This window comes from Thermococcus aggregans (genome assembly GCF_024022995.1).
In the GTDB taxonomy this organism is placed as follows: domain Archaea; phylum Methanobacteriota_B; class Thermococci; order Thermococcales; family Thermococcaceae; genus Thermococcus_A; species Thermococcus_A aggregans.
In genome coordinates, this window is sequence record NZ_CP099582.1 from 896,797 (window position 1) to 914,561 (window position 17,765).

General features: G+C 43.3%; 18 protein-coding genes and 2 pseudogenes. 11 read left to right on the top strand and 9 right to left on the bottom strand.

The window, feature by feature from the left end:
- The 4 genes and pseudogenes from NF865_RS05100 to NF865_RS05115 all read right to left on the bottom strand — a co-directional run.
- A complete protein-coding gene (locus tag NF865_RS05100; RefSeq protein WP_253305481.1) occupies window positions 1–672 on the bottom strand; it encodes a DUF257 family protein in 672 nt (223 codons plus the stop codon).
- The gene (locus tag NF865_RS05105; RefSeq protein WP_253305482.1) at window positions 663–1,334 is read right to left on the bottom strand and encodes a DUF257 family protein; all 672 of its coding nucleotides are present in this window, start codon (window positions 1,332–1,334) and stop codon (window positions 663–665) included. Before NF865_RS05105 ends, NF865_RS05100 begins: the two co-directional genes overlap by 10 nt.
- Before the next feature lie 85 nt (window positions 1,335–1,419).
- Window positions 1,420–1,548: pseudogene (locus NF865_RS05110) on the bottom strand (NAD(P)-dependent hydrogenase/sulfhydrogenase 2 subunit alpha); the annotation flags it as partial.
- A gap of 2 nt (window positions 1,549–1,550) precedes the next feature.
- Window positions 1,551–1,700: pseudogene (locus tag NF865_RS05115) on the bottom strand (hydrogenase); the annotation flags it as partial.
- Between the two features lie 137 nt (window positions 1,701–1,837).
- Between NF865_RS05115 and NF865_RS05120 the strand changes: the two are divergent.
- The gene (locus NF865_RS05120) at window positions 1,838–2,374 is read left to right on the top strand and encodes a nitroreductase family protein (protein WP_253305483.1); all 537 of its coding nucleotides are present in this window, start codon (window positions 1,838–1,840) and stop codon (window positions 2,372–2,374) included.
- Here the strand turns inward: NF865_RS05120 and NF865_RS05125 are convergent.
- Window positions 2,367–3,272 (bottom strand): asparagine synthetase A, encoded by a 906-nt coding sequence (locus NF865_RS05125; protein WP_253305484.1) that lies wholly within the window; start codon window positions 3,270–3,272, stop codon window positions 2,367–2,369. The genes NF865_RS05120 and NF865_RS05125 overlap by 8 nt on opposite strands.
- A 495-nt stretch (window positions 3,273–3,767) precedes the next feature.
- Between NF865_RS05125 and glpK the strand changes: the two genes are divergently transcribed.
- The 4 genes from glpK to NF865_RS05145 all read left to right on the top strand — a co-directional run bounded on the left by glpK (window position 3,768) and on the right by NF865_RS05145 (window position 8,491).
- The gene (glpK, locus tag NF865_RS05130; RefSeq protein WP_253305485.1) at window positions 3,768–5,291 is read left to right on the top strand and encodes a glycerol kinase GlpK; all 1,524 of its coding nucleotides are present in this window, start codon (window positions 3,768–3,770) and stop codon (window positions 5,289–5,291) included.
- Window positions 5,292–5,360: 69 nt separating this feature from the next.
- A complete protein-coding gene (locus tag NF865_RS05135; RefSeq protein WP_253305486.1) occupies window positions 5,361–6,872 on the top strand; it encodes an NAD(P)/FAD-dependent oxidoreductase in 1,512 nt (503 codons plus the stop codon).
- Window positions 6,862–8,112, top strand: coding sequence for an NAD(P)/FAD-dependent oxidoreductase (locus NF865_RS05140; protein ID WP_253305487.1), 1,251 nt, complete (start codon window positions 6,862–6,864; stop codon window positions 8,110–8,112). Before NF865_RS05135 ends, NF865_RS05140 begins: the two co-directional genes overlap by 11 nt.
- A complete protein-coding gene (locus NF865_RS05145) occupies window positions 8,105–8,491 on the top strand; it encodes a DUF1667 domain-containing protein (protein ID WP_253305488.1) in 387 nt (128 codons plus the stop codon). Before NF865_RS05140 ends, NF865_RS05145 begins: the two co-directional genes overlap by 8 nt.
- 166 nt (window positions 8,492–8,657) lie before the next feature.
- On the opposite strand, the gene NF865_RS05150 is transcribed toward NF865_RS05145, so the two are convergent.
- The 3 genes from NF865_RS05150 to NF865_RS05160 form a co-directional block, all read right to left on the bottom strand.
- Window positions 8,658–10,856 (bottom strand): elongation factor EF-2, encoded by a 2,199-nt coding sequence (locus NF865_RS05150; protein WP_253305489.1) that lies wholly within the window; start codon window positions 10,854–10,856, stop codon window positions 8,658–8,660.
- 72 nt (window positions 10,857–10,928) lie between these two features.
- The gene (gene uppS / locus NF865_RS05155) at window positions 10,929–11,729 is read right to left on the bottom strand and encodes a polyprenyl diphosphate synthase (RefSeq protein ID WP_253305490.1); all 801 of its coding nucleotides are present in this window, start codon (window positions 11,727–11,729) and stop codon (window positions 10,929–10,931) included.
- Window positions 11,730–11,735: 6 nt separating this feature from the next.
- Window positions 11,736–12,260, bottom strand: a complete 525-nt coding sequence (locus NF865_RS05160) for a gamma carbonic anhydrase family protein (protein ID WP_253305562.1) — start codon at window positions 12,258–12,260, stop codon at window positions 11,736–11,738.
- Window positions 12,261–12,334: 74 nt separating this feature from the next.
- On the opposite strand from NF865_RS05160, the gene hjc reads away from it, so the two are divergent.
- The 6 genes from hjc to cyaB all read left to right on the top strand — a co-directional run bounded on the left by hjc (window position 12,335) and on the right by cyaB (window position 16,947).
- Complete coding sequence (hjc, locus tag NF865_RS05165) at window positions 12,335–12,739, top strand: Holliday junction resolvase Hjc (RefSeq protein WP_253305491.1); 405 nt, start codon at window positions 12,335–12,337, stop codon at window positions 12,737–12,739.
- On the top strand, window positions 12,732–14,270 hold the full coding sequence (locus NF865_RS05170; protein ID WP_253305492.1) for a hypothetical protein: 1,539 nt from the start codon (window positions 12,732–12,734) through the stop codon (window positions 14,268–14,270). Before hjc ends, NF865_RS05170 begins: the two co-directional genes overlap by 8 nt.
- Before the next feature lie 75 nt (window positions 14,271–14,345).
- The gene (locus NF865_RS05175) at window positions 14,346–15,383 is read left to right on the top strand and encodes a lysyl aminopeptidase (protein ID WP_253305493.1); all 1,038 of its coding nucleotides are present in this window, start codon (window positions 14,346–14,348) and stop codon (window positions 15,381–15,383) included.
- A gap of 45 nt (window positions 15,384–15,428) precedes the next feature.
- Complete coding sequence (locus NF865_RS05180) at window positions 15,429–15,848, top strand: DUF86 domain-containing protein (protein WP_253305494.1); 420 nt, start codon at window positions 15,429–15,431, stop codon at window positions 15,846–15,848.
- On the top strand, window positions 15,845–16,399 hold the full coding sequence (locus NF865_RS05185; RefSeq protein ID WP_253305495.1) for an archaemetzincin family Zn-dependent metalloprotease: 555 nt from the start codon (window positions 15,845–15,847) through the stop codon (window positions 16,397–16,399). Before NF865_RS05180 ends, NF865_RS05185 begins: the two co-directional genes overlap by 4 nt.
- The gene (gene cyaB / locus NF865_RS05190) at window positions 16,396–16,947 is read left to right on the top strand and encodes a class IV adenylate cyclase (protein ID WP_253305496.1); all 552 of its coding nucleotides are present in this window, start codon (window positions 16,396–16,398) and stop codon (window positions 16,945–16,947) included. The genes NF865_RS05185 and cyaB overlap by 4 nt, the downstream gene beginning before the upstream one ends.
- Here cyaB and NF865_RS05195 read toward each other — a convergent pair.
- Window positions 16,925–17,764 (bottom strand): ATP-binding cassette domain-containing protein, encoded by an 840-nt coding sequence (locus tag NF865_RS05195; RefSeq protein WP_253305497.1) that lies wholly within the window; start codon window positions 17,762–17,764, stop codon window positions 16,925–16,927. The two genes, cyaB and NF865_RS05195, sit on opposite strands and share 23 nt — an antisense overlap.
- Between the last annotated feature and the right edge of the window lies 1 nt (window position 17,765).

Genomic DNA, 17,765 nt, shown 5'->3' on the forward strand with positions numbered 1-17,765 from the left:
TCACCACCGGAGCACTTTCTCAAGGGAGATCTCAAACTCTTTTCCTAAAAACTCTATAAACGGATTCTTTCCAAAATTAACCTTACCTTTCCCGTATTCTCCCCTGAGGTATGCCACAGTTGTTGCTATTTCCTCTAACTCCGGAAGTGGGTTAAACTTGAGGTTTGAAGCAATATTTTTGTCTATTATGTAGAACGCCTTTCTGTTCTTATTTCCTAAGAATCCTCGAATGGAGTCTAGTACTGTATAAAACCCACGGGATTCCTCCAAGAAAGCAAAAAGCCTTTCAAGACCGAGGACTATGTTAATATACTTTCCTTCAGAAAAGACTTCGTTGGCCATACTCTCATACCTGCTTAAGTATATCACTGGCTCTGTTTCTAGGGGAATCCTTTTAACCACCCTCCCAACATCCATTTTTCCTCCAGTCTTGATGACAATAGCATCAGAAAAGTCCTCATGAACGCCAAGGAGTTCAAGGTGCTTTTTTACTAAGAAAAGAGTGTCTAAATTGTCGTCAATCATTATTTTCATTCCCCTCTCACGGGCGTATCTCACAAGGGCGTATGTCACCACAACAAAGCCGTAATCGATTTCATCCTCAATAAGGACTAAGTTTCCAAAGGGGGTCTTGTCTATCATCTCAAAAACAATTTCCTTTGTCATTTCCATCCTACCACCCCGATAGGAACTTCAATTTTCTTTCCAAGTAAATCCAAACTTGCTGCTTTTTTGAAAGTAAAAATACCACTTGTAGGGGTTGGAAAGGCTTCAATTACAGTGCTTGCGATTCTTTCGAGTTCTGGGAGGGGATTAAAAGGAATTGAGGACGCAATATCCTTATTGACCAAATAGAATGATTTCCTTTTTTCATTTCCAAGGAAGGATTGAGTCGCAATAATGAAGGAGTAAAATTCCGGTATTGATGAAATAAACGAAAACAGTCTTTCAAGACCGAGTACAATGTTTATGGACTGTTCAATCTTTGAAAAAGCTGCTTTACCAGCCTCTTCGTAGTTTCTCATGAGTATAACCGGTTCGCTAACAAACTTCACTCTCGCAACAACGTTTCCAACGTCCCTTTTTCCACCGGTTTTAACGACAAGAGCATCTCCAAAGTCTTCGTCAATGCCAATAAATTCAAGATGCTTCTGGACAACGTGGAGAGAATCGAAGTTATCATCGATTATAACGGGCAAACTTCTTGATCTCCCGTAGTGCAAAAGACCAAGAGTCATGAGCTCAGGTATGAAGGAGCGATGGTATTCAACAAGAACAATCTCTCCAAACTTTATCTTATCTATGAGTTCAAAGACACTCTCCAGAGACTCCACAGTCTCACCTCATAATCAAACTAGTAATTCAATCCATATAACTTTTTGCATTATGCGTTAGGATACATTGAAAAATTAAAAGAAATCAAAGCCTAACAAGATGCACAGAACAAGAGATACATGGATCAAATGCCCTCACCGTTTCTTCCAGCTTCTGAAGAAATGTCGCTTCATCCGAGCTTCCATACCTTTTTCTCGCTTCTTCGTAAAGGCTGGAATCTCGAGCTCACTCGCAGGATTGGCTTCCTCCAGTAGAGGCCCTCTGCATTCGATACACCCAAGATGGGACTTCACGCATACAGCATTGCACCCGCCGAGAGTTATCGAACCCAAACACGGAATGTCCCTCTTAACAAGAACGCACTCGAGAGCGGCGAGAAAAGCAGGGTACGACGTCAAGAGCCTGTTTAACTTTTACCTGGCCTTCTGCTTTTTCTTTTTCTAACCTTTCGTTCACGAAATTTTGATAAAGCTATTTTTCGAAATTTCCCACGGTGATTCTTATGGATTTCTTTGAAGTCGTTAAGAAAAGAAGGAGCATTAGGAAATACCAAGATAGAAAGGTGCCAAGAGAATACGTGGAGAAAATCCTTGAGGCAGCATTCTATTCCCCAAGCTCAAGGAACAGGAGACCGTGGCATTTTGTGGTAGTTGATGATAAAGAGCTCATTAAAAAGCTGGCAAACACTAGACAAGCGTTAAGGTTTCTCGAAACTGCACCCCTGGCGATAGTGGTCTGCGGAGATGAAAGGATAAGCTCAGCGTGGGTTTTTGATGCTTCAATAGCCGCTGAACACATCCAGCTGGCAGCAACAGCCTTAGGCTTAGGAGCATGCTGGGGCCACGTGCTGGACAGACAGCACAGCGAAGAGAAGAGCGCCGAGGATTATGTAAGGGAGCTTTTAGGGATTCCTGACCACATTAGGGTTCTGTGCGTGATTGGAATCGGCTATCCGGCGGAGCACAAAGAGGAACACAAGGAAGAGGAAATAATGTGGGATAGGGTTCACCTAAACTATTTCGGCAGGCCGTTTAAATGACTGCCGGGAGTCCAGGGATTCTTGGGAACGGCTGAACCTCAGCGATGTGCTTTGCACCCACCATGTACCTAACAAGTCTTTCAACACCTATGCCAGCTCCAGCAGAAGGCTTGAGCTTTCCAGCCTTTGCAACCTCGAGATAAGGCCTAAAGGCTTCCAAGCTTAATCCGCTCTCTTTTAGCTTTCTTACTATCACCTCATATTGCCACTCCCTCTCTCCACCACTTGAAACTTCCCCATAACCTTCTGGCAGAACCAAGTCGTAGTTTCTAAAGTGTCCGGGCTTTTCTGGATCTTCTCTATCGTAGAATTCTCTGGAGATGTCTGTTATCCAGAATGGTTCATCCATGGCTCTGCTAGCTTCTTCATCGTCGCCAAACTCTTCTTCAATCTCAGCCATTGTAAAGCGCTTAAACGGAGCTTTAACTCTAGGCAGTTCTCTCCCTTCAAGTTCCTCCCACTTTCTTGCTTCTTTGAAAAGACCTGTTATAAGCTCTTCAATTAGTCCCATGACGTCGTCCATACTTGCGTAGGCTATTTCGAAGTCAAGCTGGGTAAACTCGTAAGCGTGTCTTCCATCGTCCCTATCTCTCTCCTCAAGCCTTATGTTTGGAGAAAGTACAAATATCTTCTCCAGCCCCATTGCAATGGCAAACTGCTTATGGAGGATCATGCTGTGCATTAGCTTGAGCTTTGTGCCGTAGGCTTCAATTTCCGGAGCCTTCATTTTGCTTGCCGCTGGATCGGGCCATAAAGGATCGGTTATAGAGCTCAGCATAACCGGCAAGAGCCACTTAAAGCCCCTCTTTACGAAGAAGTCTGTCATATAATCTATCACTTTGGTCTGTACTCTTATTGCCTTCTCAATATCCCTGCTCACCAGCTGAACAGCGTTCATGATCATCACCACTATGACAACATTCATCAACCCTATATGTATTTTGTGCAAAAAAACTTGGAAAAATGGTAAATAAATCAGCACGCTTCCTTTCTATTTTGATCTAATGTCAAAGAACATTAACATTTTTGGCATATTGTCAATAAGGGAGAACAAGGAAAGAGCGAGTGCTCTTTCTCCCTCTACCACAGTGAGTTAAGCAACAAAATATCCAGTATCAGATGTAATTGGTCAGAGATAGCCTAAAAAAACTTATTAGGGCCAAATTAAATATTATAGGTATGCTTGTTGCAATAATGAGGTTTGGTCTAAAAGACCTTCGAGTTATGTCACTAACCCGAGTGGATATTCACTACGTATTTTTGGAACTCTTGCGGACATTAGAGGACTATTTGATTAAGTGGAGATGGGTAGGCACGTCTGTTATTGAGACCACCATAAGAGGTGTTTTTGGTGCCTTTGCTAGCCTATTTGTTCCCAAAAAGGTGAGTAAAAATGTCCGATTTGGAAGGAAAATATGTTTTGGCTCTAGATGAGGGGACTACAAGTGCCAGAGCTATTGTATTTGATAGAGAAAGCAACATACTTGGTGTGGGCCAATATGAGTTCCCCCAGTACTATCCAAAACCCGGATGGGTAGAGCACAACCCAAACGAGATATGGGATGCTCAAGTAAGGGCGTTCAAAACCGCTCTCGAAAAAGCAAGTATAAAGCCTGAAGATATAGCTGCCATTGGTGTTACTAACCAGAGAGAGACGACAATAATATGGGATAAGAAGACTGGCGAACCAGTCTACAACGCAATAGTTTGGCAGTGTAGAAGAACCGCTGACATTGTTGATGAGCTTAGAAAGGACTATTATGATGTTATAAAAGAAAAAACCGGACTTGTTCCGGACTCATACTTCTCGGGGCCAAAAATAAAGTGGCTTCTCGACAATGTCCCAGGTCTTAGAGAAAAAGCCGAAAAAGGAGAAGTTCTCTTTGGAACAGTAGATACATTCCTTATCTGGCGTCTGAGTGGAGGAAAAGTCCACGTAGTGGACTACTCTAACGCTTCTCGTACAATGATATTCAACATCCACAAGCTTGAGTGGGATCAAGAATTACTTGAGATTCTTGGAATTCCCGAAGCTATTCTACCAGAACCGAAGCCTTCAAGCGAAATTTACGGATACACAGATCCAAAAGTCTTTGGAGCAGAAGTTCCAATAGCAGGTGATGCTGGAGACCAGCAAGCTGCACTGTTCGGACAAGCATGTTACAAGCCGGGTATGGTTAAGAACACCTACGGAACCGGAAACTTCATGCTCATGAACACTGGAGAAAAGCCCTATCCATCAAAAGACCTTCTCACTACAATCGCATGGGGTCTAAACGGCAAAGTTGAATACGCCCTAGAGGGGAGCATTTTCATCACTGGAGCAGCAGTGCAGTGGTTGAGGGACTCGCTTAAGATAATCGAAGTCTCAGACGAAGTTGAGCCCCTCGCTGCATCCCTTGCGAGCAATGAGGGCGTATACTTTGTGCCGGCATTTGTTGGTCTTGGAGCTCCATACTGGGATCAATACGCAAGAGGGTTGATAATTGGAATTACAAGGGGAACAAGAAGAGCACACTTTGCAAGGGCTGTTCTTGAGTCAATAGCCTATCTGACAAAAGATGTTCTTATCGAAATGGAAAATGACAGCGGAATAAAAGTAAAGGAACTCAGAGTTGATGGAGGAGCTACGAAAAACAACTTCCTTATGCAGTTCCAAGCTGACATCCTCGGCACTAAGGTAGTTAGGCCTGTAACTCAAGAAACAACTGCTCTTGGTGCTGCATACCTAGCAGGACTTGCAGTAGGCTACTGGAACAGCCAAGAAGAGATTGCAAAAATGTGGAAAGTAGAGACTGAGTTTGAGCCTCAAATGGACGAGCAAACTAGGGAAAAACTTTATGCCGGGTGGAAAGAGGCCGTTAAGAGGTCTCTAGGCTGGGCAAAAGTGCTTAAAGATCTTGGGCTCTCAGAATAAATTTTTGTTTTATTTGCGAAGAATGGCTAAGTTTGTCATTTATATTTCAAAAAGCTGGGGGAGGAGTACATGGGACGAAAAAAAGTAGTCGTTGTTGGAGCAGGTGTTGTAGGGGCATCTATTGCTAGGGTTTTAAGTCAGTACAATGAGTTGGATGTTTATCTGTTAGAAAAGAACGCGGATGCGGGGATGGGGGTAAGCAAAGCAAACACTGCAATAATTCATCCAGGGCATGAAGACGATCCAAAGAAATACCCGCTAAGGGCAAAACTCTGTGTTAAAGGCAACAGATTGTGGCATCAGTGGGTCAAGGAACTTGGAATTCCCGCCAAGTTCCCAGGAGAGCTTATGATTGCAGTAGAAGAGGAGGACTTAAAAGTTGCGAAGCACTATTTGGAGCTTGCTCGAAAAAACGGCGTGCCGGGAGTTAGACTCGTTGATAATGAGGAGCTGAGAAAGCTTGAGCCTAATGTAAATCCCAACGCAGCTGGAGCATTATGGGCACCTACCGCAGGTGTGATGGCATCTCCAATGGCAGCTCCTGCGTTGGTAGAAAACGCAGTTACCAATGGCGTTAAATTCCTTCCAGAAACAGAAGTCCGGGGAATAAAGATTGAAAAAGGAGAGGTAAAAGGAGTCGAAACAAACAGGGGCTTTATAGACGCAGACCTCATAATAAACGCCGCTGGCTTGTATTCAGATAAAATCTCAAAGATGGCGGGAATTGATTATTTCACGATTCGCCCAAGAAAAGGTCAATATTATGTATTTGACGACGATGCCACGCCAAAAGTGACAAGGATACTGCACCAAACGCCCACACCCATGACAAAAGGAGTCTATGTAATAACTGAAATGAATGACGGATTAATGATAGGACCAACGGCTGAAGATCTACCTGAAGATGCCAAAGAAGACACGTCCACTACAAAAGAAGGGTTAGATTTCGTGTGGGAATGGGCTCAAAAGCTTGTAAAGGAACTGCCCCCGAAAAACAAAGTCATCCGCACATTTGCAGGACTAAGACCTGAACCTCCAGATGGCAGATGGATTATAGAGGCATATGACGACCCATGGGGCTTCATAAATGCCGCTGGAATAAGATCTCCTGGACTTACGGGAGCTCCAGCAATAGCGTACTATATAGTTGAAGAACTTATACAAAAGAAACTTGACATTAAACTTACCAAAAAATCTCACTGGAACCCATACAGAAGAGCATTTTGGTTTAAACACTTACCCCCAGAGAAGCAGAATGAACTAATCCAAAAGAATCCCTCTTATGGTAACGTAGTGTGTATGTGCAGAGAAATAACGGAAGGAGAAATAGTCGATGTTATAAAGAGAATGAAAAATATGGGTGTCCAAACCATAACTCTTGACGGAATAAAGATGAGGACAGGCGCAATGGCAGGTACTTGCCAAGGTTCTTACTGCAGAATCAGGATTGCAAGGATAATAGCCAGAGAAACTGGCATTCCCTTGTGGGAGGTTTCTCTCAAAGGAAAAGGAACTGAGTATGGAATAGGAGACGTTAAAGTCCTATTGAGAGAGAATGGGGGCGATAAAAATGCAGAATGATTATGATGTTGTTGTAATAGGAGGTGGCCCCGCAGGTTTGGCAGCTGCAATAAAAGCTAAAGAGCTTGGATTGAAAGTATTACTCTTGGAAAATAGAGAAACACTTGGAGGAGTTCCTCTCCAGTGTATACACCCCGGATTTGGACTTCACTACTTCAAGGAGGACTTAACGGGAACTGAGTTTATCTACAGATTCATACACAAATTTTTGGACATGGGCATAGAGCACTATACGGGAGCACACGTAGTCTCTATAGAGCCATACTCCGACCTAGAGAAGAGGTTAAGGGTTGTTACGTCAAAGGGTGTCCTTGATATAACTACCACTACCCTCATCTATGCCACTGGAGCAAGGGAAAGACATCCATTCGAAATAGGACTAACCGGCCACAGGCCTGCTGGAGTTTACACTGCAGGTGAAGCCCAAACGATGATGGACATTGATGGCATAATGCCCGGCAAAGAGATAGTTATCGTAGGTTCTGGAGACGTCGGGCTTATAATGGCAAGGCGTTTTGCTCTGGAAGGGGCTCACGTAAAAGCCGTTATAGAAATAATGCCCTATCCGGGAGGCTTAACAAGGAACATAGTCCAGTGCCTCCAAGATTTTGGAATCCCGCTTTATCTCAGCCATGCGGTTACCAGAATCGAGGGGACTAAAAGGGTCGAAAAGGTCATTGTTACTAAAGTTGACGAGAACCTAAAGCCCATTCCTGGAACAGAAAAGGAGATAGAGTGTGACACCGTTGTGATTGCAGCAGGACTCGTGCCTTATCTAAAGGTGCTGGAAAGAGTCGGTGTTATAATAGACCCAGCAACCAGAGGGCCTGTAGTAAATGAATACCTCGAAACGAGCATTCCTGGAGTATTTGTGGCAGGTAATGCCCTTGTTATAAATGATCTAGTAGATTATGTTGTTGAACAGGGGGAACTGGCCGCAGAGAGTGCTTACCTTTACGTTCAAAATAAGGGCATCCCGACCAAAAAGTGGAAGAAACTTGTAAAGGGCAAGAACATACGGCTAGCTGTTCCTCACTATCTAAGCGGTGATAATGACGTTGTAATCTACGCCAGAGTCCAAAAACCCGAAGAAAACGTAAAGCTCCGCTTCCCAGAGATAAACAAGGAAATAAAGCTCCCATTTGTTAAACCAGCAGAGATGATAAGGATTAAACTAAGAAAAGAAGACATAGCAAAAGCAGAAGACAAAATAACAATGGAGGTTGTCCCCAATGAGTGAAATCAAGCACTTTAAACTCACGTGTATTATATGCCCGCTTGGCTGCGAGATTGAAGTTAAGATGAAAGGAGACAAAATCATCGAGATTACAGGGTTCAGCTGTCCCAGAGGAAAAGACTATGCAATACAAGAAGTTACTACACCTAAAAGAGTAGTTATGAGTGTTATAAAGGTAAAAAACGGAGATTTTCCAACAGTATCAGTCAAAACAGATAGACCTGTTCCCAAGGAGCTCATACCTGCAATTATGAAGGAGCTAGCCAAAATAGAAGTGGAAGCTCCAGTCGAAATTGGCCAAGTGATAATAGAAAATGTTGCCAGTTCAGGAGCAAATATTGTAGCCACAAGACCTGCTAAAAGGGTTTCTTCAGCTTCCTAACTCCTAATCCTTATTTTTGAGCAATAGACCGCAAAAACTAAGAAATCTCAAGTATTCTTTAATTCTTTATGAATATGAAATTCCTTATTTTACACCAAAACCTACGATAATAGAGTAAACTTAGAATAGAATAGAAAAGATTTATGGAAACAAAAGGCTCTAAACATCACTGCTGTGGACAGACGTCCTTCTCTGTTGGTGGGTTTGGATCGAGACCTTTTCTTTGCCTTATCTGTCTTATAATGTTTATTGCAAGCTCGTTTGGTACTCTCTTGAAGCCAGCGTGCTCTGTACTCCACAACGCTCTACCGCTTGTTGCACCTCTTATTGCTCCAGCAAATCCGAACATCTCTGCTACAGGAGCCTCTGCGATGATTATCATTACTTCACCCTCTTGTCTCATGTCAATAAGCTGTCCTCTTCTCTGGGTAATCTCTCTGCTAACTGCTCCCATGTATTCGTATGGAACGTTAATTATGACCTTTTGGTATGGCTCGTAGAGGACTGGACCAGCCTTCATCATTGCACAGTGGATGGCAGTTCTAATTGCTGGATAGATCTGGGCTGGGCCTCTGTGGACGTTGTCCTCGTGGATCTTTGCATCTACAAGTCTAACTATGACCTTCATCACGGGCTCTCTGGCAAGTGGTCCCTCATCCATTGCCTGGTGGAAGCCATCTATAAGGAGATCCATAACTTCGTTGAGATACTGGATACCCTTGGTGTTGTCGAGGAACATGTTTCCGTTGTAAATGTCAACGATGCCCCTTGCAATGTCATAGTCCATTCCAAGCTCGGCAAGCTTCTTTGCAACGGTCTTTGGATCTTTTGGTCTTCCTTCTGGGATTTCACCCTCCCTAATTGCTTGGTAAATCTCGTCCGGCATTGGCTCAACAACAATGTAGAACCTGTTGTGCTTGTTTGGTGACTTTCCTTCTACTATTGGGCTTGGCTTTGTTATGCTCTCTCTGTAAACGACAATTGGCTCTGAGACGTCAACATCAACGCCCCACTGCTCCTTAAGGTGCACAAGCTTAACCTCAAGGTGGAGTTCACCCATACCGCTGAGCAAGTGCTGCCCGGTCTCTTCATCGATCTTAACGTGGAGTGTTGGATCTTCCTTAGCGAGCTGTCTAAGGGCTTCAATAAGCCTTGGTAAGTCTTTCACATTCTTGGCTTCAATAGCAACTGTAACTACCGGCTCGCTTGTGTAGTGTAGGGCTTCGAATGGCTCAATTTGCTCTTCGCTAACTGTTTCACCAGCCATTGCATCTCTCAAACCTGTTACAGCAACTATGTTACCAGCTGGAACAGCATCCATGTTAATTCTCTCTGGACCCATGTAGATACCAACTTGCTGTATTCTTGCCTTCCTCTTGCTGTTGATTAGGTAGACCTCTTGACCAGTCTTCACAGTACCGCTCCAGACTCTACCAGTTGCAACCTCACCAGCGTGCTTGTCAATGATGATCTTTGTAACGACCATTGCCATCTTTCCATTTGGATCACAGTTGAGCATTGCTTGCCCAATCTCGCTCTCGATGTCTCCCCTCCAAAGGTGAGGAATCCTGTATTTCTGGGCTTGCAGTGGGTTTGGAAGGTGCCTAACTACCATGTCCAAAACAACTACGTGAAGTGGGGCCTTCTTTCTAAGGGTCTTCAAATCGCCAGCGTTTGTAAGGTCGATGATGTCTTTGAATGAGACTCCTGTCTTTCTCATGTATGGAACGCTCAATGCCCAGTTGTAGTAGGCACTACCAAAGGCGACGCTACCGTCTTCGACTTTGACAAGCCACTTGTCCCTAAACTCTGGAGGAGCATATCTCCTAATCAAGCGGTTTACATCGGTAATTACCTTAACGAACCTCTCCTGCATCTGCTGTGGGGTAAGCTTGAGCTCCTTAATAAGCCTGTCAACCTTGTTTATGAAAAGAACTGGCTTGACGTACTCCCTAAGGGCTTGTCTAAGAACTGTCTCGGTCTGGGGCATGACACCTTCAACAGCATCAACTACTATAATTGCACCGTCAATTGCTCTCATGGCTCTTGTGACGTCACCACCGAAGTCAACGTGACCCGGAGTGTCAATGAGATTGATGAGGTACTTTTCTCCCTCATACTCGTGGATCATTGAAACGTTAGCGGCGTTAATGGTGATACCTCTAGCCTGCTCCTGCTCATCGAAGTCAAGCACAAGCTGCTTTCCTGCGAGCTCTTCACTAATCATCCCCGCTCCAGCCAGCAGGTTATCGCTGAGAGTCGTCTTACCATGGTCAATGTGAGCGGCAATACCCATATTTCTAATTCTCTCCGGTTGAGTCATCAATTGCTTGATCGCCTTAATCATCTCTTCCCTTTTTCCCATATCGCACCACCTAAAACATTGATCGTCAGTTCATCATTCACTTCAAAAGTCCAGTTATAAATCTTTCCATAATTACTTTCCAAACCTTCTGTGCCGTTTTTGATATTCTCTTATTATCCTCAAAAAATCAATCTTTCTGAATTCCGGGAAGTAGACATCAACGAAGAAAAGCTCGCTATAAGCAATCTGATAAAGAAGGAAATTGCTTATCCTCACTTCCCCACCCGTTCTTATGACCACATCTGGATCCGGCATATTAGGCACATAGAGATATTTCTTCAAAAGTCCTTCATTTATCTCATTTTTGTTTAGCTTTCCGGCTTGGACGTCTTCAACAATTCTTTTTACGGCATCAACAATCTCGCTTCTTCCACCGTATGCAACAGCGATGTTTAGAGTATAGTTATTGTACTTCCTCGTAGCTTTCTCTGCTTCCTCCGCAGCTTCTCTCACGTTTTTTGGCAACAAATCTTTTCTGCCAAGAACATTAACCCTTATGCCATACTTGTGCACTCTTTCGTCATGAAGGAGTTCCTTAAACTTCTTTTCAAAGAGATCCATGAGCATCTTTACTTCTTCCTTGCTCCTCTTAAAGTTCTCAGTTGAGAAAGCGTAAACTGTCAGGGTTCTTATGCCCAGCTCCCTACACCATTCAAGTATTTCCTCCAGTTTTCTGGAGCCAAAAAGGTGGCCGTACCAAGGAGGCTTGTCCAAAAGCCTTGCCCACCTTCTGTTACCATCCATTATGATTGCCACGTGTTTAGGTATTTTTTCCGGCTGAGATTTGACCTTTTCAAAGAGATAGGACTCATACAGATCATAAGCGGGTTTAAATAAAATATGAGGAATTTTGGAAACAATTCTATAGAGCATCTTTCTTCACTCAATCCTCTTTCTCTTTGCTATGTGCATTTCAGCAAGCTCAATATAAATTTCGGCATTTTTCTTTGTCATTTCTATTTCCTCTTCACTGAGCTGCCTTACAACTTTGCCTGGGACACCTACAACAAGGCTGTAATCTGGAATCTCCTTCCCCGGAGGTATTAGAGCTCCAGCGCCTATAATAACGTGATTCCCAATTTTAGCCCCATCCAGAACCACAGCCCCCATTCCTACAATAACGTAATTTCCAATCTTTGCTCCGTGGACAACGGCATTGTGACCTATTGTAACGTATTCCCCTATTATCGTGGGCATCCCATGAGAAGTGTGAATGCTAACATTGTCCTGAATGTTGGAACCCTTGCCTACGTATATCTGCTCTATGTCCCCCCTCAACACTGCCGAAGGCCAAACACTCGTTTTCTCCTCCAAGACGACGTCTCCGATTATGTAAGCGTTCTCATCCACAAAAGCGGTTTCGTGAATTTTAGGCTTCTTTCCATTTAGCTCGTAAACCACCATGATTACCACCAGTAATGGCTGGGTAAAACAACTTATAAACTTTAACACCCTAAAAGGTATGTGGTGGAACGCTAATGAGATACCGAAAAGGTGCCAGTGCTGAAAGAGAGCTCATAAAGATGCTGGAAAAAGAGGGGTTTGCAGTTTTGAGATCAGCCGGAAGCAAAAAAGTCGATATAGTTGCGGGAAACGGTAAGCTTTACCTTTGCATTGAAGTCAAAACCACGAAAAATGATAAAATCTATTTAAGTGAGGATGAGGTTGAAAAGGTAAAAAGCTTTGCAAGCACCTTTGGGGGAAAGGGGATCATTGCGATTAAATTCATAAACAACGGATGGTATTTTTTTGAGGTTGAAAAGCTAAAAAAGAGCGGGAAAAATTATAGAATAACCCTTCAGATAGCAAAACATAAGGCTAAGACCTTTGATGAAATCCTCGGTAAGCAAAAGTCTCTAATCGAGGTGATTGGAAGTGAATAAAAAGGCTGTTTTGATAACAATCCTTTTTTTGCTCTCTGTTTTAGAAGTGAGTGCCCAGCCTTCTCTGTTACTTGAGGTTGCTCAAGAGAGCTTTGAAGCAAAGCCCGGAGAGACAATCCTAGTTCCAGTTACACTGAGCAATATTGGTAATGAAACTGCAGAGAATATAAGCATCTACATCTCGGGACCACTCATTGAAGGCGTCCTCTATAGTCAAGATGTCATAAAAAAGCTGGAACCTGGAGAAAAAGTTGAAAAAACACTGCCAATATATATTGAAAACCCCAAAGCTGGAGTTTATGACCTCAAAGTGGTTGCAAGGGTAGGAGCGGTGCTCGTTGAAGTTCCCATCTCTCTAAGAGTCCTCACAAAGGTGGGTTATTCAATTGATGTCGATGTAAAGGATAGGTACCTCCTTGGGGAAGATGTTGCCATAACGCTCAAGGTTTCTTCCTCGTCCAACGGGATAATTTTCGGAGACGTTTCTTATGAAATTTATAAAGGAAACACCTCAATCGCGGAGAAGTCTATTCATAACATCTTTCTTTACCCCGAATATCCAAAAAACAGGTGGGAGTACTTAATATTTCTTCCGAAGCCAGACGTGGGAAAATACACGGTTGTTATGAGAGCAAGATTTGGAGGAATATCAAAAACCATCGCAAAGAGCTTTGAGGTCTATCAAAGGAAGCTGAGGTATGAGACCAAATTCGAGAGGGGCATAATATACGTGAGAGTTTTAGATGAGAAAGGAAACGGAGTAGAGGGAATACCAGTGACAATAGAAGGTACCGAGCTGAAAACGAATTCCTACGGAATGGCTTTTATTGAGGCAAAAGAACCCGGAACTTACCACATAACCCTGAATCTCGATGGAAAGATAGTTGAGACATTTGTTGAAGTTAAAAAGCTTTTCATGAACTATGAGCAGAGAAACGAAACGCTTTTAGTCTACGTTAGGGACTCGGCAGGAAAAGGCATAGGAAACGTGACCATAGAAGCCATAGGACCAATTGGGAAGACATATGGTGTAACGGACGAAAACGGGACGGCATTGATAAATTTAAACGAAACCGGGTTTGGTAGCATTTCTCTAAAGGCCGAAAGCGATAGGTATCTGGGAGCTGAGGCAATAATAACTGTTAAAGAACCCAAAAAACCGGAAACCAAGACTCCAATCCAAACAACTTCCACCCCCATAAACCAGACAACACCAATTCAGCCAGTAAAGCCGAAAGACTATGGAAACTTACCCATAATCCTGGTTCTCTCCGCAGTAATCTTTGGGAGCACTTCTTATTTGGCCCTTTTCAGGCCCCTCAAATTTGAAGAACAGCTTGACAAATACTATTTTGTAAAGGTTAGAGCCCCAAGGGTAAGAGAGCTTCACAACTTCAGGTATGAAAAAGCAATAAACGCCGTCGATGCAAGGGCAACAAAGGGGAAGATAACAATAGAAGACGGCAGAATAATATGGGAGATAGACAAGCTTGAACCCGGGGAGGAAGCCTTTCTTCAGGCAATTCTTTGAATCGTCTTTTTTCTTTGGAAAAATTTTTAAGCTTCAATGCCTCATTAAGACAAGCATCTAAATGGAGGGATTGGAATGGTTGATTGGAAGCTTATGCAAAAGGTTATCGAGGCTCCAGGGGTTTCTGGATACGAGTTCATGGGAATCAGAGATGTTGTAATCGAAGCTTTGAAGGATTATGTGGATGAAATTAAAGTTGACAAGCTTGGAAACGTCATTGCCCATAAGAAAGGTGACAAGCCAAAGGTGATGATAGCTGCCCACATGGACAAAATAGGGCTTATGGTGAACCACATAGACGAAAAAGGTTATCTACATGTTGTTAGAGTTGGGGGCGTTGATCCAAGGACGCTTGTAGCACAGAGGGTAAGGATATTTGGAGAAAAAAGAGAAATATACGGTGTAGTTGGACACATCCCACCCCATTTAACCAAGCCCGAAGAGAGAACCAAAGCCGCCGATTGGGACACAATAGTTATCGACATCGGAGCTGATTCAAAGGAAGAGGCAGAGAAGTTGGGTGTGAAGGTAGGAACCATAGCGGAATTTGCTCCCGCTTTTACGAGACTTAACGAAAACCGCTTTGCATCCCCATACCTGGACGATAGGATATGCCTTTACGCCATGATAGAAGCGGCAAGAGCTTTGGAAGAGCACCAAGCAGATATATACTTTGTGGCAAGCGTCCAAGAGGAAGTCGGACTAAGGGGAGCCAGAGTAGCGAGCTATGCCATTGATCCAGAGATTGGAATAGCTATGGACGTTACCTTTGCCAAACAGCCCGGAGACAAGGGCAAGATAGTGCCAGAGCTTGGAAAAGGTCCTGTAATGGATGTCGGACCAAACATAAATCCAAAGGTTAGAGCATTTGCAGACGAGGTGGCCAAGAAATATGGGATACCTCTTCAAGTAGAGCCCAGCCCAAGACCAACTGGGACTGATGCAAACATCATGCAAATAAACCGCGAGGGAGTAGCAACGGCTGTCCTTTCGATTCCAATAAAATACATGCACTCCCAAGTTGAGTTAGCCGATGCAAGAGACGTTAATAATACGATAAAGCTTGCAAAACACCTGCTTGAAGAGCTCAAACCCATGGAACTAACTCCATAAAAAACCTTATCTTTCCTTATTCCCTAATTATTTTTGGTGTTGTGCGTGAAGAAGGAAGATATCAAGTATAAAAAGAAGCTCATAGAAGAAAGCATTCAGAAAGTAAGGTCTTCAATGCCCAAAACCCAAGAGAGATTTTCAAAAATGGGCCTTGCCAAAGATGGGATATACAAGCAAATTGAATTTGCAATTCAAAACCTCCTCGATGCTCTTAATGAAATCTCTTCCAGTTTAGAAATTGAGGCAGTTAGCTATCGCGGGATAATTGAGAGTCTGCATAAGGAGAAAATTATTGGAGATGAACTGAAAGAGAAGCTTGATTTTCTGGTTCAGTTAAGAGAAGTCCTGATTTACAATTACGATCTCATTAACGACGAAATAGCCTTTAGGAATATGGAAGAATACCTGCAGTTTCTTGAGGAGGGTTTGAAATTCTTAAGCTCCTTTTTGGAGGGTGAGGAGTGAGAATAGCTCTACTCCCGCTGGTAGTGAAAGAAGTTGAAAAAGACGTTCTGAAAGCAGTGAAAGAGCATGTTGAAGAATTCTACTCAAGATTTGGGTTTAAAGTGGAAACCTTACCTCCCAAAACTGCAAGCGACGTCTTTTTCTCCTACAACCCACTTAGGGGACAGTTTCTTGGGAGGTTTTTCCTCATGAAAGTTGCAGAGCATAGGAAAGGCTTTTCGGCAGTTTTGGGTGTCACGGATGGAGATCTCTACGAGGAGGGAATGAACTTCATCTTTGGACTCGCTAACCCACACCTAAAGGCCGCTATAATCTCCCTCGCAAGGTTAAGGCCGGAGTTTTACAACGAAAAGGATGGGGAAGTTTTAAAGGAAAGGGCCATAAAAGAGGCAATGCACGAACTCGGCCATGTGTTCGGGCTTACCCATTGCGAAAACCCAAGATGCGTAATGCATTTTTCAAATTCAATAATTGATACTGACTATAAAGGAAAAAACTACTGTGAAAGGTGCTTGAATAAATTAAAAAGAAACCTGGAGGGGATGATATGATAGAGATCGAACTCAAAGGGCATGCAGACGATAAGGTGTTTGAGAGGGTGAGGGAAAACTTTACCTTCATGAGAAAGGAAGTTCATGAGGACATTTACTTCAGCCACCCATGCAGAGATTTTTCAGAAACGGATGAAGCATTAAGGATAAGGATAAAGCGCTTCAATGGCCATTTTGAGGCATTTCTTACATATAAGGGCCCAAAGATTGACAGCATTTCAAAGAGCAGAAAGGAAATAGAGGTCAGTATTGAAGACGTTGATGCATATCTTGAGCTTCTAAATCTTCTCGGCTTTAGGGAAATTCTCACAGTGAAAAAGACTAGAGAAAAGTACTATGTGGAAAAAGGCGTCACCATTACGTTAGATGAAGTTGAAGGTCTTGGGAAGTTCGTTGAGATAGAAAAACTCGCAAAAGATGAAGAAGAAGTGCAAAAAGAAGTCCCAAGGCTCATGGAGATTCTGAAATCACTTGGAATCAAAAAGTTTGAGAGAAAATCTTATCTTGAGCTGCTAATGGAAAAGCTCAACTCTTCAACAGAGCTCTAAGGGCTTTTATAAGCTCTTTATCATTTAGAGCAGCTTTTTCGAGAAGCCCCTTTCTTTTCAATTCAGCCCCTATTTTTACGCTGACCGGGATTTTGATGCCAAGCTTCCTTAGGTAATCTGCCTCCTCAAAAATCTCCCTCGGTTTTCCTTCCATTACTAGCTCGCCTTTATCAAGAACTATTATTCTGTCAGCAAAATCGAATAGGTACTCGGTATTGTGTTCGACGAGAAGTATTGTAATCCCCTGCTCCTTGTTTAGAAGGGTTATCAAGCTTAAAACCTGCTCCCTGCCTACAGGGTCGAGCTGGGAAGTTGGCTCGTCAAGCACGAGAACTTCGGGCTTAAGGGCCAAGACGCTTGCTATTACAAGCCTCTGCTTCTGTCCACCGCTCAAGTTCGGAGGGAATTCTTTCTCAAGCCCTTCAAGCCCGGTAATTTTCAACGCCCAGTGAACTCTCCTTCTTATTTCTTCAACGTCCAAGCCGAGATTTTCAAGGGCAAAGGCAACTTCTTCCTCAACAGTCATATTAAACAGCTGGGAGTCGGGATTCTGAAGCACAAGCCCCACAATCTTCGAAAGCTCTGCCACGCTTGCTTCCTTCGTGTTGTAGCCCTTTACAAAAACATTGCCCCTAAAATCCCCCCTTATCGAATGAGGGATTATCCCATTGAAAGTTAAACACAGTGTAGACTTGCCGCTTCCGCTTGCTCCCAAAATGCCTAAAAACTCGCCCTTTTTAACCCTAAAACTGACGTCCTTGAGGGAGTAGTCCTTTGCTCCAGCGTATTTAAAGCTCAGCTCTTCCACTCTTATCATA

Coding starts and splice junctions, on each gene's coding strand:
- NF865_RS05120 (WP_253305483.1), top strand. CDS start 1,838: ATGGATTTCTTTGAAGTCGTTAAGAAAAGAAGGAGCATTAGGAAATAC.
- uppS (WP_253305490.1), bottom strand. CDS start 11,729: ATGCTCTATAGAATTGTTTCCAAAATTCCTCATATTTTATTTAAACCC.
- NF865_RS05100 (WP_253305481.1), bottom strand. CDS start 672: ATGGAAATGACAAAGGAAATTGTTTTTGAGATGATAGACAAGACCCCC.
- NF865_RS05140 (WP_253305487.1), top strand. CDS start 6,862: ATGCAGAATGATTATGATGTTGTTGTAATAGGAGGTGGCCCCGCAGGT.
- NF865_RS05135 (WP_253305486.1), top strand. CDS start 5,361: ATGGGACGAAAAAAAGTAGTCGTTGTTGGAGCAGGTGTTGTAGGGGCA.
- NF865_RS05175 (WP_253305493.1), top strand. CDS start 14,346: ATGGTTGATTGGAAGCTTATGCAAAAGGTTATCGAGGCTCCAGGGGTT.
- NF865_RS05125 (WP_253305484.1), bottom strand. CDS start 3,272: ATGAACGCTGTTCAGCTGGTGAGCAGGGATATTGAGAAGGCAATAAGA.
- NF865_RS05150 (WP_253305489.1), bottom strand. CDS start 10,856: ATGGGAAAAAGGGAAGAGATGATTAAGGCGATCAAGCAATTGATGACT.
- cyaB (WP_253305496.1), top strand. CDS start 16,396: ATGATAGAGATCGAACTCAAAGGGCATGCAGACGATAAGGTGTTTGAG.
- NF865_RS05145 (WP_253305488.1), top strand. CDS start 8,105: ATGAGTGAAATCAAGCACTTTAAACTCACGTGTATTATATGCCCGCTT.
- NF865_RS05160 (WP_253305562.1), bottom strand. CDS start 12,260: ATGGTGGTTTACGAGCTAAATGGAAAGAAGCCTAAAATTCACGAAACC.
- NF865_RS05195 (WP_253305497.1), bottom strand. CDS start 17,764: ATGATAAGAGTGGAAGAGCTGAGCTTTAAATACGCTGGAGCAAAGGAC.
- glpK (WP_253305485.1), top strand. CDS start 3,768: ATGTCCGATTTGGAAGGAAAATATGTTTTGGCTCTAGATGAGGGGACT.
- hjc (WP_253305491.1), top strand. CDS start 12,335: ATGAGATACCGAAAAGGTGCCAGTGCTGAAAGAGAGCTCATAAAGATG.